This is a genomic window from Tenacibaculum sediminilitoris (assembly GCF_964513795.1).
Lineage (GTDB): Bacteria > Bacteroidota > Bacteroidia > Flavobacteriales > Flavobacteriaceae > Polaribacter > Polaribacter sediminilitoris.
The window spans coordinates 1-17,013 of record NZ_CAZEQR010000025.1 but is presented as its reverse complement, the minus strand read 5'-3'; the positions used below and the strand labels follow the sequence as shown (position 1 = coordinate 17,013).

At 32.5% G+C, this 17,013-nt stretch carries 11 protein-coding genes; 10 read left to right on the top strand and 1 reads right to left on the bottom strand.

Annotation, left to right across the window (positions count from 1 at the left end; translation table 11 throughout):
* The 5 genes from ACKTSW_RS08195 to nqrF form a co-directional block, all read left to right on the top strand.
* The coding region (locus ACKTSW_RS08195; RefSeq protein ID WP_408024794.1) for an RnfABCDGE type electron transport complex subunit D at positions 1 to 344 on the top strand (344 nt) is incomplete at its 5' end.
* 4 nt (positions 345 to 348) lie between these two features.
* On the top strand, positions 349 to 1,089 hold the full coding sequence (locus tag ACKTSW_RS08190; RefSeq protein ID WP_408024793.1) for a Na(+)-translocating NADH-quinone reductase subunit C: 741 nt from the start codon (positions 349 to 351) through the stop codon (positions 1,087 to 1,089).
* Between the two features lie 2 nt (positions 1,090 to 1,091).
* Positions 1,092 to 1,736 carry an NADH:ubiquinone reductase (Na(+)-transporting) subunit D gene (locus ACKTSW_RS08185; protein ID WP_408024792.1) on the top strand — a complete coding sequence of 215 codons (645 nt, stop codon included), beginning with the start codon at positions 1,092 to 1,094 and terminating at the stop codon, positions 1,734 to 1,736.
* A 64-nt stretch (positions 1,737 to 1,800) separates the two neighbouring features.
* Positions 1,801 to 2,550, top strand: a complete 750-nt coding sequence (gene nqrE / locus ACKTSW_RS08180) for an NADH:ubiquinone reductase (Na(+)-transporting) subunit E (RefSeq protein ID WP_408024791.1) — start codon at positions 1,801 to 1,803, stop codon at positions 2,548 to 2,550.
* Positions 2,550 to 3,860, top strand: coding sequence for an NADH:ubiquinone reductase (Na(+)-transporting) subunit F (gene nqrF, locus ACKTSW_RS08175; RefSeq protein ID WP_408024790.1), 1,311 nt, complete (start codon positions 2,550 to 2,552; stop codon positions 3,858 to 3,860). The genes nqrE and nqrF overlap by 1 nt, the downstream gene beginning before the upstream one ends.
* A 306-nt stretch (positions 3,861 to 4,166) precedes the next feature.
* Here nqrF and ACKTSW_RS08170 read toward each other — a convergent pair whose 3' ends face one another.
* Positions 4,167 to 4,628: a Na(+)-translocating NADH-quinone reductase subunit F gene (locus tag ACKTSW_RS08170; RefSeq protein WP_408024789.1), complete on the bottom strand. Its 462-nt coding sequence runs from the start codon at positions 4,626 to 4,628 to the stop codon at positions 4,167 to 4,169.
* Positions 4,629 to 4,793: 165 nt separating this feature from the next.
* On the opposite strand from ACKTSW_RS08170, the gene ACKTSW_RS08165 reads away from it, so the two are divergent.
* The 5 genes from ACKTSW_RS08165 (at position 4,794) to hflX (ending at position 16,506) form a co-directional block, all read left to right on the top strand.
* Positions 4,794 to 6,464, top strand: a complete 1,671-nt coding sequence (locus tag ACKTSW_RS08165) for a tetratricopeptide repeat protein (RefSeq protein ID WP_408024788.1) — start codon at positions 4,794 to 4,796, stop codon at positions 6,462 to 6,464.
* A gap of 124 nt (positions 6,465 to 6,588) precedes the next feature.
* Positions 6,589 to 12,750, top strand: coding sequence for an immunoglobulin-like domain-containing protein (locus ACKTSW_RS08160; protein WP_408024787.1), 6,162 nt, complete (start codon positions 6,589 to 6,591; stop codon positions 12,748 to 12,750).
* Positions 12,751 to 12,863: 113 nt separating this feature from the next.
* On the top strand, positions 12,864 to 14,219 hold the full coding sequence (locus ACKTSW_RS08155; RefSeq protein ID WP_408024786.1) for a DEAD/DEAH box helicase: 1,356 nt from the start codon (positions 12,864 to 12,866) through the stop codon (positions 14,217 to 14,219).
* A 2-nt stretch (positions 14,220 to 14,221) separates the two neighbouring features.
* Positions 14,222 to 14,584, top strand: a complete 363-nt coding sequence (locus ACKTSW_RS08150) for a Na(+)-translocating NADH-quinone reductase subunit F (RefSeq protein ID WP_408024785.1) — start codon at positions 14,222 to 14,224, stop codon at positions 14,582 to 14,584.
* A 722-nt stretch (positions 14,585 to 15,306) separates the two neighbouring features.
* Positions 15,307 to 16,506, top strand: a complete 1,200-nt coding sequence (hflX, locus tag ACKTSW_RS08145) for a GTPase HflX (RefSeq protein WP_408024784.1) — start codon at positions 15,307 to 15,309, stop codon at positions 16,504 to 16,506.
* Positions 16,507 to 17,013: the final 507 nt, after the last annotated feature.

Genomic DNA, 17,013 nt, shown 5'->3' with positions numbered 1-17,013 from the left:
TCAATCAAGTAGTAGATATGGAATGGATTGGTGAAACAAGCAAGTTTTACGGATTAATGAGTTTAGATTTCTGGAAGCATTTATTAATTGGAGGTTTTGCATTTGGAGCTGTATACATGGCAACTGACCCTGTAACAGCATCACAAACCAACAAAGGAAAATGGATTTATGGTTTCTTAATTGGGTTTATTTCAATTATGATTCGTGTATTCAACCCAGCATATCCTGAAGGAGTAATGTTAGCAATTTTATTAATGAATGTGTTTGCTCCAACCATTGACCATTACGTAGTTCAAGGTAATGTTAAGAGAAGATTAAAACGTTTAAAAGCTAAAACTGCCTAAAATTATGAGTAAGAAGACAGATAGTAATTTATATACGGTACTTTTCGCCATAGGAATGGTGTTAGTAGTAGGTGCGTTGTTGGCTTTTACAGCGTCATCACTTCGCCCAACAATTGATGCTAATAAGCGTATCGAGAAGCAACAAAATATTTTGTATGCTATGGGTGTAAATGAAAATGACGAAACAAGTGTTGAGTTTGTTTCAAAAGATAAAGTAGCAGATGAGTTTGCTAAATACATTAAAAAGCAATTAGTAATTGAAGGAGATAACGTTTCTGAAGATGCCAAAGCGTATTTAATTGATGTAAAGAAACAACAAACAGCAGCTAAAGACGGTAAAACAAGAAAATTGCCATTATTTGTAGGAGAAAAAGAAGGTAAAACTTTTTATATCGCACCAATTAGAGGTAAGGGTCTTTGGGATGCTATTTGGGGATATGTTGCTATGGATAAAAACATGGTAGTTCAAGGAGCTTTCTTTGATCATAAAGGAGAAACACCAGGTTTAGGAGCTAACATTAAGCAACGTTACTTTATGGATGATTTTATTGGAGAAGATTTAATGAACAACGGTTCTTTTAAAGGAATAGCTGTTTCTAAATCGAACAACGATCCAAAAAATGAAGATAAAAATGATAACGAGGTAGATGCAATTGCAGGAGCAACGATTACTGGTGACGGAGTAGCTGCAATGATTAAATCTGAATTAGGTTTATACGTACCTTACTTTAAAACATTAAAATAAATATGGGACTTTTATCAAAAAAAGACGCAGCATTAATTACTGATCCATTAGCAGATAATAACCCAATTACAATTCAGGTATTAGGTATTTGTTCTGCATTAGCAATTACAGCAGAGTTAAAAGCCTCTATTGTAATGTCAATATCAGTATTGTTTGTATTAGGAGTAGGAAATGTGGTAATCTCGTTAATGAGAAATATTATTCCATCAAAAATTAGAATTATTGTACAGTTAATTGTAGTAGCTACATTAGTAATTATAGTAGACCAAGTATTAAAAGCATTTGCATACGATTTAAGTAAAACCTTATCGGTATTTATTGGATTAATTATTACCAACTGTATTATTATGGGACGTTTTGAAGCATTTGCTTTAGGTAACGGGCCATGGAGATCGTTCTTAGACGGAATAGGAAATGCTTTAGGGTACGCAGTAATCTTAATTATTGTAGGATTCTTTAGAGAATTATTAGGTTCAGGTACTTTATTAGGATTTAAAGTGTTAGGAGATCCTATTGAAAAAACTGGATTGTATGGTTTTGGATATGAAAATAACGGATTTATGTTATTATCACCAATGGCATTAATCGTTGTAGGTATTATCATTTGGGTACAACGTACAAGAAATAAAGCATTAATCGAGGATTAAATCCTCTTCAATATCTCAACTAAGAGAGTTAGAGAGATAGTCGAAAGAGGGAAAAATATAAAATATGGAACATTTAGAATTATTTTTCAAGTCGATATTTATAGATAACATGGTATTTGCTACCTTCTTAGGAATGTGTTCATACCTTGCAGTATCTAAAAAAGTATCAACGGCCGTAGGTTTAGGAGCTGCAGTAATTTTTGTATTAGCAGTAACAGTACCAGTAAACTGGTTGTTAGATCAGTATTTATTACAACCTGGAGCTTTAAAATGGCTAGGAGAAGAGTATGTAGATTACGACTTAAGCTTTTTGTCATTTATCATGTTTATTGCAACAATTGCAACCATGGTACAATTAGTAGAAATTATTGTTGAAAAATTCGCGCCGGCATTATATAACTCTCTAGGTATTTTCTTACCGCTAATTGCAGTAAACTGTGCAATTTTAGGAGGGTCTTTATTCATGCAATCACGAGAAATTCCAACATTAGGATTATCATTTACTTATGGTATTGGTTCAGGTATTGGATGGTTTTTAGCAATTTTAGCAATAGCAGCTATTCGTGAAAAAATAAGATACTCTTCTGTGCCACCAGCATTAAGAGGATTAGGAATTACATTTATCATTACAGGTTTAATGGCTATTGGTTTTATGAGTTTCGGTGGTATGTTAACAGGAGGTGATGATGCAGGAAAAAAAGAAGAAACTGCTGAAGTAAAAGTTCAAAAAGAAGAGGTAGAAAAAAAGGCTGTTGAAAAAACTGAAGATAAAGCAGAAGAATTAGCTAATAACACTAAAGAAATTACAGAATAATGGTATTTTTAGAAGTAAGCACAGGAGGAACAGTTGCTATTACAGTATTAGCGTTTTTAGCGGTACTTTTAGTTTTAGTAGCCTTATTATTATTTGTAAAACAAAAGTTAGCACCATCTGGTCCAGTAAAAATTACTATCAATGGTGAAAAAACAGTCGAAGTAGCATCTGGAGGAACTTTATTATCTACTTTAGGTAATGAAAAAATATTCTTGCCATCAGCTTGTGGTGGAGGTGGTTCTTGTGTTCAATGTGAGTGTCATGTAAATTCTGGTGGAGGTGAAGCTTTACCAACAGAAACACCACATTTTACACGTAAAGAGTTACAAGAAGGAATACGTTTAGCATGCCAAGTAAAAGTAAAACAAGACATGGATATTTCTATCCCAGAAGAAATATTTGGAATTAAAAAATGGGAAGCAACCGTTGTACGTAACTATAATGTAGCATCTTTTATTAAAGAATTCGTTGTTGAGATACCAGAAGACATGAACTACAAAGCAGGAGGGTATATTCAAATTGAAATCCCACCATGTGAAGTAAAGTTTTCAGATATGGATATTACAGCGCATCCTGAAGAGCACGATACACCAAACAAATTCCAAGAAGAATGGGATAAGTTTAAGCTATGGCCTTTAGTAATGAAAAACTCAGAAACGGTAGAAAGAGCTTATTCTATGGCTTCTTACCCAGCAGAAGGACGTGAAATTATGTTAAATGTTCGTATTGCTACTCCACCTTTCGATAGAGCAAAAGGAGGGTGGATGGATGTAAACCCTGGAGTTGCATCATCGTATGTATTCTCAAGAAAGGTTGGAGATAAAGTAACTATTTCTGGTCCTTATGGAGAATTCTTTATTAATGAATCAGATGCAGAAATGTTATATGTAGGTGGTGGAGCTGGTATGGCACCAATGCGTTCACATTTATATCATTTATTCAAAACATTAAAAACAGGAAGAAAAGTATCTTACTGGTATGGAGGTCGTTCTAAACGCGAATTATTCTACTTAGAACATTTCTATGACTTAGAGAAAAACTTCCCTAACTTTAAATTCCATATTGCATTATCTGAGCCTTTACCAGAAGATAACTGGAAAGTAAAGAATAGTATGGAAGATGAAGGTGATGGTTTTGTTGGGTTTGTTCACAACTGTGTAATCGACAATTACTTAAGTAAGCACGATGCACCGGAAGATATTGAATTATACTTCTGTGGTCCACCATTAATGAACAAAGCAGTACAAAAGATGGGTGAAGACTTTGGTATTCCAGATGAAAACATTCGTTTTGATGACTTTGGAGGATAAACACACAGTGTTTTTCTTAGATATTTTAAGACCGATACAAACTGTATCGGTTTTTTATACTTAAAATTCTACCATTCATAAATCATTTTTAACCATTTAGGAATATTTTACCTTTAGGTTAAACTTAATAGGTTTACTTTGTAGAAACCAATTTAGTATAAAAACTTAACTAACCAAATGAACTGTCCAAGTTGTAAATCTACATTTGTAGGAAGGAAAAGAAGAAATTTACTTCAAAAGGTAATCTTTTTCAACAAGAAAAGATTTAAATGTCACGAATGTAAAAAAATATTTTTAGCGAAGTAATTAGAGGTAAATAGCATCGAATTTGTAAACAGGATTTTCTTTTTCATATTCAAAAATTTTAGAATAATCCATAACATTTGCTAAACCATCTAGTTCACACAAGTGTGCAACCACAGCACATAAACCATTAAATAAGATTTCTTTATTAGTTGAGTTTTTTGGTTTAGGATTGTAGTGGCATAATGGAAGAATAAAACCACATGCTTCCAAAAATATTTTTTCTATATGTAGTAATTCAATTGGGGTATAGCCGTTAAACTTTCTTCCTAAATTTTGATGTATCCTACCAACATAACTCAACTCTAATGAACCGTGACCATTTGTTAGATGTTTCCAGCTATCTCTATTATCTAAAATATTTCCAACAGCACAAGCTGAGCAACATTCTGGGTTCAATTCATTGTTATGAAAAGCATTGTAAAGTTTTATAAGCGCTTGTTCTAGTCTTTTAGGTGTCTCCATAATCAAAAAGGATTAACTCCTTTAAATATACAAAATATAGGATTAAGTTGTTGTTTTTGAGTGTTTGATGCAGGTTTTATTTGAGTTGACTTGAGTATAAAACATGTTTTTTGAGTAATTATCAAGACCAAAATGTATTTTTGTGAAAATAACTACTACATTATTATGCCGAAATTTTCTAGCTATGTATGTAACATAGTAATCGTACTATTAACAACTTCATCTTCAATCATAGCACAATCAAGAGATAATGTTTTTAAAGAACTAATGTCTCAAATTAAAACGTCAGTTTCAGACTCTGCTCGAATTCATCATAAAATAGAGTTGACGAAGTATATACTTAATCGAAATATAGACACAGCTAAAATATTGGCTAATGAGGTTATAGAAACGTTAGAAAGAAACAAGCATAGAACCTTATATTTTGAAGGAAAAAAAGCAGAGGCAATTAATTATTTGGCTATTATCGAGGCTAAACAAAGTTTTCCAGAAAAAGCATTGTCTAAGTATTTAGAAGCCCTTAAGATTAGTAAAAGTATTAAAGATTCTACTATGCTTGGGTTGACTATACATAATCTAGGAATGTTCTACAGAAGACAAAAAGAATATGATAAAGCTAAAGCATATTTTAAAGAAGCTATCAGAATAAAAGAGCGGATTGTTGATAACCCCAATAATGTGGCCAAATCTTACAATATGCTTGGGGTTACTCATTTTTATGAAAAGCAATATGATTCAGCATTTGCTAGGTATAGTAAAGCCAAAGAAATATATACATCTAAACAAGACATAGCAAAAGTAAATGGAAATTTAGCACTGCTATATTATTCTTCTAAACAATATGACAAAGCAATTAAGGTCTTTCAGGAGAACATAAAAATTTTTAAAGAATTAAGTTTATTAAACGAATTAAGTACTGCTTATTTAAACCTAGCAGCTTCCCATAATGGGGTTAATAATTATAATAAAGCAATTGTAAGTTTGGACAGTGCTATTACTATTTCTAAAAAAATAAAGCATAAAGAACTTTTACGTAAACAATATTACAGTAGAAGCTCTGTTTATAAAAACTTAGGTAATTTTGAACACGCACTGGAGGATTATACATTGTATAAAGCTTACAATGATTCGTTAAATAATGTAAAAAAGGCAAAACGACTTGTAGCCTTAGAGTTGAATTATAAATTTAAAAAAGAAAGGCTACAAACAGAATTAAAACTTCAAAATGAAAAGGCAAAAAAGCAATGGTATTTAGTATTATTAATATTGTCTGTTACATCTGCAATAACAATATTTCTATTAATCAGAAAAAATGCAAAAAACCAGCTAGCACTTTCAATAAGAAAGTTAGAAAATGAGCAGCTGCAAAGAAAAACCGCAGAACAAGTTTTACAACTTAAAGAAGCTGAGCTTAAAAACGAGCACTTAAACAGTCAAATTAAACAAGAATATCAAGAGCTTTTTATAAAAGAATTAAAAAGTATTTTAAGTATTGAGTCAGGAGAAAATAAAACCAAAGCAATTAAATCTCTTTTAGCATCTTTAAAATCTAAAAATATAGACTATAATACCTCATTAAGTTTAACAGAGTATCTTGATAAGGTAAGTCCTAGCTTTAAAATAAAATTGAATACACATTTTGCATTTCTTAATGAAAAAGAAAAGAAGCTACTATACTTAATGAAGTTGAGATTGTCTACCAACGAAATTAAAGATTTGCAAAATATAAGTTTAGCATCAGTAAAATCATCACGATATCGAATCAGAAAAAAATTAGAAATTAACTCTGATGAGGATATTATAAATTATATAGAAAACTACATACCTAAAGAGTAGAGATTTTTATTTATATCAGTGATTTTGAGTGTTTGATACCTATTTGCTACCTTAATCTTCTTTGAGGTTTAGTGCTATTTTCATTTTTTTGCGCTCGATAAAAATAGTTTTAATCAACTCGTATATGGCAGAAAAATTACTCTCACTAATTACTTTATTTTTTTCATTATTAGTATCAGCTCAAACCACTTCTATACCAGATTCAGCTTTTGAACAAGCTTTAATTGATTTGAATATCGATTCTGATGGTGTTGTTAACGGTGTTGTACTAACCTCAGATGTTTCATCGGTGACAAACTTAAATGTTAAAAATAAAAACATTCAAGATTTAACAGGTATAGAAGATTTTACAGCTATAGAGTTACTTAATGTTAGAAGTAATAAGCTTACAGAATTAGACATTTCTAATAATTTAGAGTTAATTACACTGCACTGTGGAGCTAACTCAATTTCAAGACTAGATTTAACGAATAACACGAAATTAGAAAATTTAATAGCTGAATTAAATGATATAAGTAAAATTATACCCAACCTATTACCAGCTACATTAAGGAGTATTAATTTGTCAGGCAACGAAATGTCTTCATTAGACTTAAGCAATTTAAAAAGCTTAGAAGCCTTATGGTTGATTAACTGTTCAAATTTACAGTACTTAAACCTCAAAAATGACAATAACATTAATATATCTGCTATTGATATTAGAACTAATCCTTTGCTGGATTGTGTTATGGTAGACGATCCTAGCTATAGTGGTACGAACTGGACAGATAAAGATACACATACAACATTTAATACTTTGTGTGAGGAATATGTATATGTTCCAGATGATAATTTTGAACAAGCATTAATTGATTTAGGCTACGATAATGTATTGGATGATTATGTTTTAAAATCAAACATAAGCGCAGTAACTTCATTAGAAATAGAAAGAAAAAGTATCTCGGACTTAACCGGTATAGAAGGTTTTACAGCATTAATATCTTTAAGAGTTAGAGGAAATGACTTATCGGAATTAGACCTTTATAGTAATACAGAGTTAAAGACTTTGTATGCAGGTTACAATAAGTTATCATCTATAGATCTATCAACAAATACAGAACTAGCCCGTATAGGTCTTGAGGGTAACGGATTAGAAGAGCTTATAATACCAAGTTTAGCAGTAAAACTTTATGAATTTAATGTTGCTGATAACAATCTTACAGAAATTGATTTGAGCGGCTATCCAAACTTAGCTTTGACCATAGTGAAGAATAATCCGTTTCTTGAAAAATTTTCAATAAAAAATGGAAAGAATAGTGATATAGCAGTTTTTCAAGCAAGTAATACACCATTGTTGTATTGTATTGATGTAGACGATGTATCATATAGTGAAACCAATTGGACCAATATTGATGCTCATACTAATTTTAGTCAAAATTGTTTTAATGACTATGCTTATGTTCCAGATGATAATTTTGAACAGGCACTAATTGATTTAGGGTATGATGATGTATTAGACAATTATGTTTTAACAGCAAATATTGATTCTGTAACTATTTTAAATCTTTACAATAAGAATATTAGTGACCTTACTGGAATTGAGCGATTCACAGCGTTGAAGGATTTAGATTGTAGAGTAAATAATCTATCAGAGCTAGATGTTTCAAGTAATACAGAACTAACAGATTTATCATGTGGTAGTAACAATATTACAAAACTTGATATTAGTGCCAATACCAAGCTAATATATTTTTCAGCAGAAGGAAATGGATTAACTGAATTATTACCATCAAGTTTGCCAACGAGTATTTTTAGCTTAAACCTTAATGATAATCATCTGGCAGCAATAGATTTATCAGGTATGACTAATTTAAAACATATAAGGCTAAGAGATAACCCTTATTTAGGAGAACTAACCTTAAAAGACATTGATGAAACTAAAATCCTAACTTTCGAGACTATAAATACTCCAGAATTGTATTGTATTCAAGTGGATAATCCTAGCTATAGCACTACAAACTGGACAACTATAGATGCACACACTTCATTTAGTGATTCTTGCCGTTTCGATTCTGTCTACGTTCCAGATGATAACTTTGAACAGGCATTGATAGATTTAGGTTATGATGATGGGCTAGATAATTATGTGTTGAAGGAAAATATTGATACCGTTTATAAATTAAATTTGAATGGAAAAGATATATCTGACTTAACAGGTATAAAGGGCTTTACTAACTTAGGTAGATTGCTTTTAATTGGTAATAACTTAACTGAACTTGATGTTTCTAGAAATCTAGAGTTAGATGAAATTTACTGCGAGTTAAATAATATTTCAAAAATAGATGTATCTGCTAATACAAAATTAACGAGGTTATCTATTGGTAATAACCCACTTACAGAGTTATTACCATCACAGTTAACGGAGAGTTTACTTGTTTTAGAGATTAGTTATAGTGAATTAAAAGAGTTAGATGTTAGTGGACTTCCTAATCTTCTTCAATTAAGGGTGTTTAATAATAAATTGCTGGAATATTTTAATGTAAAAAGTAACAATAATAAAAAAATTACAGCCTTTCAATCAACATCAAATCCCTTGCTCTACTGTATTGAAGTTGACGAGCCTATTTATAGTTCTCTATCTTGGACTGGTGTTGATGGACATACTTATTTCGGTGATGATTGTAAAGCACCTGTTATTACATTAAAAGGAGCAAACCCACAAACGATAGAATTAGGGGCAGGCTATTCAGAATTAGGAGCGACTACAGATGACGAATCGGATGTTGTTATCAATACTTCTGAATTTGTAGATGCTGTAGGAACCTATACCATTTACTACGATGCTACTGATGCTTCAGGAAATACAGCAGACCAAGTAACCCGAACGGTAAATGTGGTAGATACCACTGCACCAGTAATTACACTAAACGGAGCAAATCCACAAACGATAGAGTTAGGAGCGGGTTATTCAGAATTAGGAGCGACTACAGATGACGAATCGGATGTTGTTATCAATGCTTCTGAGTTTAGAGATGTAGTTGGAACTTACACCATTTACTACGATGCTACAGATGCTTCAGGAAATACAGCAGACCAAGTAACTAGAACAGTAAATGTAGTAGATACCGCACCGGTCATCACATTAGTAGGAGCAAACCCACAAACAATAGAGTTAGGAGTTGGCTATTCAGAATTGGGGGCAACCACAGATGACGGATCTGATGTTGTTATCAATACCTCTGAATTTTTAGATGTCATAGGAACCTATACCATTTATTACGATGCTACTGATGCTTATGGAAATACAGCAGACCAAGTAACCCGAACGGTAAATGTGGTAGATACCACTGCACCAGTAATTACACTAAACGGAGCAAACCCACAAACAATAGAGTTAGGAGCAGGCTATTCAGAATTGGGGGCAACCACAGATGATGGGTCAGATATTGTTATCAATACCTCTGAATTTGTAGATGCTGTAGGAACCTATACCATTTATTACGATGCTACTGATGCTTATGGAAATACAGCAGACCAAGTAACCCGAACAGTAAATGTGGTAGATACCACTGCACCAGTAATTACACTAAGCGGAGCAAATCCACAAACAATAGAGTTAGGAGCAGGTTATTCAGAATTGGGGGCAACCACAGATGACGGCTCAGATGTTGTTATCAATACTTCTGCATTTGTAGATGCTGTAGGAACCTATACCATTTATTATGATGCTACAGATGCTTCAGGAAATATAGCAGACCAAGTAACACGAACAGTAAATGTGGTAGATACCACTGCACCAGTAATTACACTAAATGGAGCAAACCCACAAACGATAGAATTAGGAGCAGGCTATTTAGAATTGGGGGCAACCACAGATGACGAATCTGATGTTGTTATCAATACTTCTGAATTTAGAGATGTAGTTGGAACTTACACCATTTTCTACGATGCTACAGATGCTTCAGGAAATACAGCAGACCAAGTAACCCGAACAGTAAATGTAGTAGATACCGCACCGGTCATCACATTAGTAGGAGCAAATCCACAAACGATAGAACTAGGAGCAGGCTATTTAGAATTGGGGGCAACCACAGATGACGGATCTGATGTTGTTATCAATACCTCTGAATTTTTAGATGTCATAGGAACCTATACCATTTATTACAATGCTACAGATGTTTCAGGAAATACAGCAGCACAAGTAACCCGAACGGTAAATGTGGTAGATACCACTGCACCAGTAATTACACTAAACGGAGCAAATCCACAAACAATAGAGTTAGGAGCAGGCTATTTAGAATTGGGGGCAACCACAGATGATGGCTCTGATGTTGTTATCAATGCCTCTGAATTTAGAGATGTAGTTGGAACTTACACCATTTATTATGATGCTACAGATGTTTCAGGAAATACAGCAGCACAAGTAACTCGAATAGTAAATGTGGTAGATATTACAGTACCAGTAATCACATTAGTAGGAGTCAACCCACAAACGATAGAACTAGGAGCAGGCTATTCAGAATTGGGGGCAACCACAGATGATGGGTCAGATGTTGTTATCAATACTTCTGAATTTGTAGATGCTGTAGGAACCTATACCATTTATTATGATGCTACAGATGCTTATGGAAATACAGCAGACCAAGTAACCCGAACGGTAAATGTGGTAGATACCACTGCACCAGTAATTATACTAAACGGAGCAAATCCACAAACAATAGAGTTAGGGGCAGGCTATTCAGAATTAGGAGCGACTACAGATGATGGGTCAGATGTTGTTATCAATACCTCTGAATTTGTAGATGCTGTAGGAACCTATACCATTTATTACAATGCTACTGATGCTTATGGAAATACAGCAGCACAAGTAACCCGAACGGTAAATGTGGTAGATACCACTGCACCAGTAATTACACTAAACGGAGCAAATCCACAAACAATAGAGTTAGGAGCAGGCTATTTAGAATTGGGGGCAACCACAGATGATGGCTCTGATGTTGTTATCAATACCTCTGAATTTGTAGATGCTGTAGGAACCTATACCATTTATTACAATGCTACTGATGCTTATGGAAATACAGCAGACCAAGTAACCCGAACGGTAAATGTGGTAGATACCACTGCACCAGTAATTACACTAAACGGAGCAAATCCACAAACAATAGAGTTAGGAGCAGGCTATTTAGAATTGGGGGCAACCACAGATGATGGGTCAGATGTTGTTATCAATACCTCTGAATTTGTAGATGCTGTAGGAACCTATACCATTTATTACAATGCTACAGATGCTTCAGGAAATATAGCATACCAAGTAACCCGAACAGTAAATGTGGTAGATACCACTGCACCAGTAATTACACTAAACGGAGCAAATCCACAAACAATAGAGTTAGGAGCAGGCTATTCAGAATTGGGGGCAACCACAGATGACGGATCGGATGTTGTTATCAATACCTCTGAATTTAGAGATGTAGTTGGAACTTACACCATTTATTATGATGCTACAGATGCTTATGGGAATTCAGCATACCAAGTAACCCGAACAGTAAATGTGGTAGATACCACTGCACCTACGGTAAACTGTATTTCAGAAACTATTTTAGCTCTAGATGAAACAGGAAGTTATGTGATTGAAGCTAAGGATATAGATAATGGATCAACCGATTTATCAGGAATCAAGTCCTTGAGTATTGATAGAAATTCTTTTAATTGTTCAGATATTGGAACTCCAATTATTGTCACATTAACTGTTGTTGACAATAATGATTTAGTAGCTACATGTACTACAACTATAAGGGTGGCAGATACTTCATATCCTGTGTTTGATGTAACTACTTTACCAAATGATATGGTTGTAGGAGTTAACAATGCTGATAATAATGGGTATATATTGGAAGATTTTAGAAGTCAAATTCTAGTTACAGATAATTGTGCTGATATACTAAGTATAGAGCAATACCCTTCACCAAATCAAGTGTTAGAAGCCGGAAATCATACCATAACCATTGAAGTTTTTGATAATTATAATAACTATAGTTTCCATGAATTTGTTATAACAGTTGATGAATCGTCGAGCACAGGAGGTGATGATGGGAGTGATGAGTTTATTCTATACCCTAACCCAACAAGAGAGAAAATATATTTTTCCATTGAAGTAGAAAAAGTTGAAATATTCAATTTAGCTGGTCAAAAAATAAAGCAAAGCTCAGGAAAGGAGGTTGATTTGACGAATTTGTCTTCAGGTATTTATCTTGTTCGTTCTTATACTCAAAAGGGAATAAAGGTGTTTAAGATTATAAAAGAATAGGTACTGTTTTTATTAGTAAAAGTCTCTTTTTAAAGGTTAGATGTTTCTAAAAAGAATAACTGTAATTAATTAAACAAAAATATTGGTTGTACCTTTGCAGCAAATTATTGTTAATGACTACTTTTCAAGATTTAGACTTATCAAATCCACTAAGAAATTCAATTGAAGAATTAGGTTTTATAAATCCAACACCTATTCAAGAAGAAGCATTTCCTGTTATTCGTTCAGGAAAAGATGTAGTTGGTATTGCACAAACAGGTACAGGAAAAACCTTTGGATATTTATTACCGATATTACGTGATTTAAAGTTTTCAAAGCAGCAACATCCAAGAGTGATGATATTGGTACCTACACGAGAATTAGTGGTGCAGGTGGTAGAAGAGATTGAAAAGTTAGCAAAATACATGACCTTACGTACTATTGGGGTGTATGGAGGAGTCAATTTAAATCGCCATAAAGAAGCAGTAATACAAGGTGCTGATATTATTGTTGCTACTCCAGGACGTTTATATGATTTAGCTTTAAGTAACGTATTGAAATTAAAGTCTATTCAGAAATTGGTAATAGATGAAGTAGATGTAATGCTCGATTTAGGCTTTCGTTTTCAGTTGTTAAATATTTTTGACTTATTACCTCAAAGACGTCAAAATATCATGTTCTCAGCAACCATGACAGAGGATGTGGAAATTTTAATTGATGATTTTTTTATTGCTCCACATAAAATAGCAATTGCAGTAAGTGGAACACCGCTAGACAATATTCAGCAAACAAGTTATGATGTTCCGAACTTTTATACAAAAGTTAACTTATTAAACTATTTGTTATTTGATAAATCAGAGTTTAGTAAAGTGTTAGTATTTGTGCCTAATAAACGAAATGCAGATAGATTATTTGATTGTGTTGCTGAAGAGTACCCGTCGCAAGCTTGTGTTATTCACTCAAATAAAACACAGAACTATCGTTTACGTTCCATAGAACAATTCAATAAAGGAGAAAAGCGAATTTTAATCGCTACCGATGTAATTGCTCGTGGATTAGATTTAGAAGAAATTACACATGTAATCAATTTCAATACACCACATTTTCCAGAAAACTATATGCACAGAATAGGTCGTACAGGACGTGCAGAGCATGAAGGGAAAACTATTTTATTTGCTACAGAAAAAGAACAGGAAGCAAAACAACGAATAGAAGAGTTGATGGATTATACAATTCCGAAGTTAGAAATTCCAGAGCAGGTAGAAATCTCTAAAGAATTAACTGAAGAAGAGCGTCCGAAAGAAGAACAAGAAATTAATAAGAACAGAACTTCACAAGAATATATTCCTGGGCCAGCTTTTCACGAGAAGAAAGAAAAGAATAAAAAAACGAATCAGGGAGGTTCTTACCGAAGAGAAATTGCTAAGAAATATAAAAAGCCAAAAACAAGAGGCGATAAGAATTATAACAAACGCAATAAGAAGAAATAATAATGCAAGAGCTTACCAAGCAAGAACTTCATAATTTAGGAATGAACATTGTGGGTAAAAAGCTGCAAGAAATGGGGTACGAGTTTATTGCAGTGAATAGTGAATTAAAAAAACATCCGCAATTTGTGCTATATAAAAAAGGAGAATCTACCATTTTTGTATTAGTAAAGACCTCTAACAACATTCAATCACCACAAGAGTATGATGTATTGTGGATGGAAACATTTAAAAAGCACGCAGAAAAACAAAATGCTAGAGTTTGGTACGCAGGTGTTGGTATAGCTAATGCAGAAAGTATAGATTTGCCAGTTTTTAAAAACAAACCTTACTATGTGGCTTTTGAAGATTTTATTAAGATTTCCTAATAACTATGGTTTAAGTCTAAACAAGAATTAAACTCTTTAAGCGCTCTATAAACAAAACATTTTTTTCTATTATTTAAAAAGACTCGTTTTACAATGTAATCGAGTGTTTTTTAGCCTTATAGTATGAACACTTTTAAGAAAAATAAAAGAATGTAATATATGTAGGAGTACACCGAGCCCAATCCTGTACTTTTTCTAGTGTAAAATCAAAAATTATAAAAACAGGACAAGCATTAGGTATCTCTTGGGATAATACTAGAGGAAAACAACTTTGAAAATGATTGGGTATTACAGATAAAGAATTTTGTAATATTGATAATTTTGAAATAATTTCTATGGGGTTTTGTTATTCAGAAAAAAGAAAACCAGGTAATTTGCACCTAGAGAAGAATGTGCTCCGCAATGGCATAAATTATTACTAGATTAGATGCCTAAAGCAAAATTAATTATTTTAAGAGGGGTGTATGCACAAAATTACTATTTAAAAGAAACAGGAAAAAGGAACCCTTACTAAAACAGTGAAAGTTTTTAAGAAATAGCTACCTAACTATTTTGTACTGCCACAACCATCACCAAAAATCGATTTTGGTTAACCAAAAACCTCTGGTTTAAAGAAGAAGTCTTACCTAAACTAAAAAAGACTATAAAAAATGTATTATAATAATTTTAATACCAAAAGAAGTTAGAGTTCATACGTTGATAAATTTGTACTTTTGCACTGTATGATAGAAACACGAGAAGCCATATCAGAAAAAGCGGTTTTAATAGGTATTATAACTCAGCATCAAGACGAAAAAAAATCAGAAGAATATCTAGATGAACTAGAGTTCTTAACACTAACAGCAGGAGGAGTAGCTGTTAAAAGATTTGTTCAAAAACTAGATAAACCACATCCAAAAACTTTTATAGGAACAGGGAAGTTAGAAGATGTGAAAGCATATATAGAATCCAATGACATCGGAACAGCAATTTTTGATGATGAATTGTCACCTGCACAACTTAGAAATGTTGAACGTTTTTTAGATTGTAAAATTTTAGATAGAACAAACTTAATTTTAGATATTTTTGCTAGTAGAGCACAAACAAGTTCTGCAAAGGCTCAGGTAGAGTTAGCTCAATATCAATATTTATTACCTCGATTAACAAGAATGTGGACACACCTTGATAAGCAAAAAGGAGGTATAGGTATGCGTGGTCCAGGAGAAACAGAAATAGAAACAGATCGTCGAATTATTCGTGATAAAATATCGTTACTTAAAAAGAAATTAGAGACGATAGATAAGCAAATGGCAGTGCAACGTAAAAACCGCGGAAAGATGGTGCGTGTTGCATTAGTAGGGTATACCAACGTAGGGAAATCTACTTTGATGAATGTGATTAGTAAAAGTGAGGTGTTTGCAGAAAATAAACTGTTCGCAACCTTAGATACTACGGTAAGAAAAGTGGTGATTAAAAATATTCCTTTTTTATTGACAGATACTGTTGGGTTTATTAGAAAACTACCTACGCAATTAGTTGAATCATTTAAGTCTACACTAGATGAAGTGCGTGAAGCAGATTTATTATTACATGTAGTTGATATTTCACACCCTAATTTTGAAGATCATATTGCTTCAGTAAACAAAGTTTTAGATGAAATTAATAGTATGGATAAACCTACAGTTATGGTGTTTAATAAGATAGATGCTTATACCCATGAAACTATTGATGAAGATGATTTGATTACAGAGAAGAGAAAAGAGCATTATACTTTAGAAGATTGGAAGAAAACATGGATGAATGATTTAGAAACTGAAAGTATTTTTATTTCAGCCTTAAATAAAGATAACTTAGAAGACTTTAAGGAAAAAGTATATGAAGAAGTAAAAAAAACACATATTCAACGCTTTCCGTACAACGATTTTTTATACCAAGAATATTAGTTTTACATAAAAAAGACATTTTGATAACCTAAAAAAAATAAAAAAAAAGTTGTAGTAAGCTCTTTTTTTATTATATTTATATTCCAGAACATAATAACTTTTATGTTTTATAAAATTGAAAATTAATATTTTAACCATTTTACCCCCCTAAAAATGAAAAAAAATAAAACTTCAAAAACAAAATCTAAACGATTTTTTTCAGAAACATTTATTAATAAGAAAAGTCAACTATTGTCCTAATAGTTGTTACTTATTTGTTTTAACCATTTAGCCTATATCTGTATTTATATAAAATAAATAAAGTATTGGGCTGAGTAGGGTGTCTACTCTCTTTTTTAGAGTTGTCATGTGTTAACCTAAATAAATCGTGATGAAAAAAATAATTACCCTTTTTTTAATAAGCAGTAGCATTAATTTTGCTATAGCCCAAGATAAATGTACATCTAAAGATGATGGTTTAGTAGATGTGAACATGGTAGATAAATGTCTCATAGAAAAAAAAGAAAA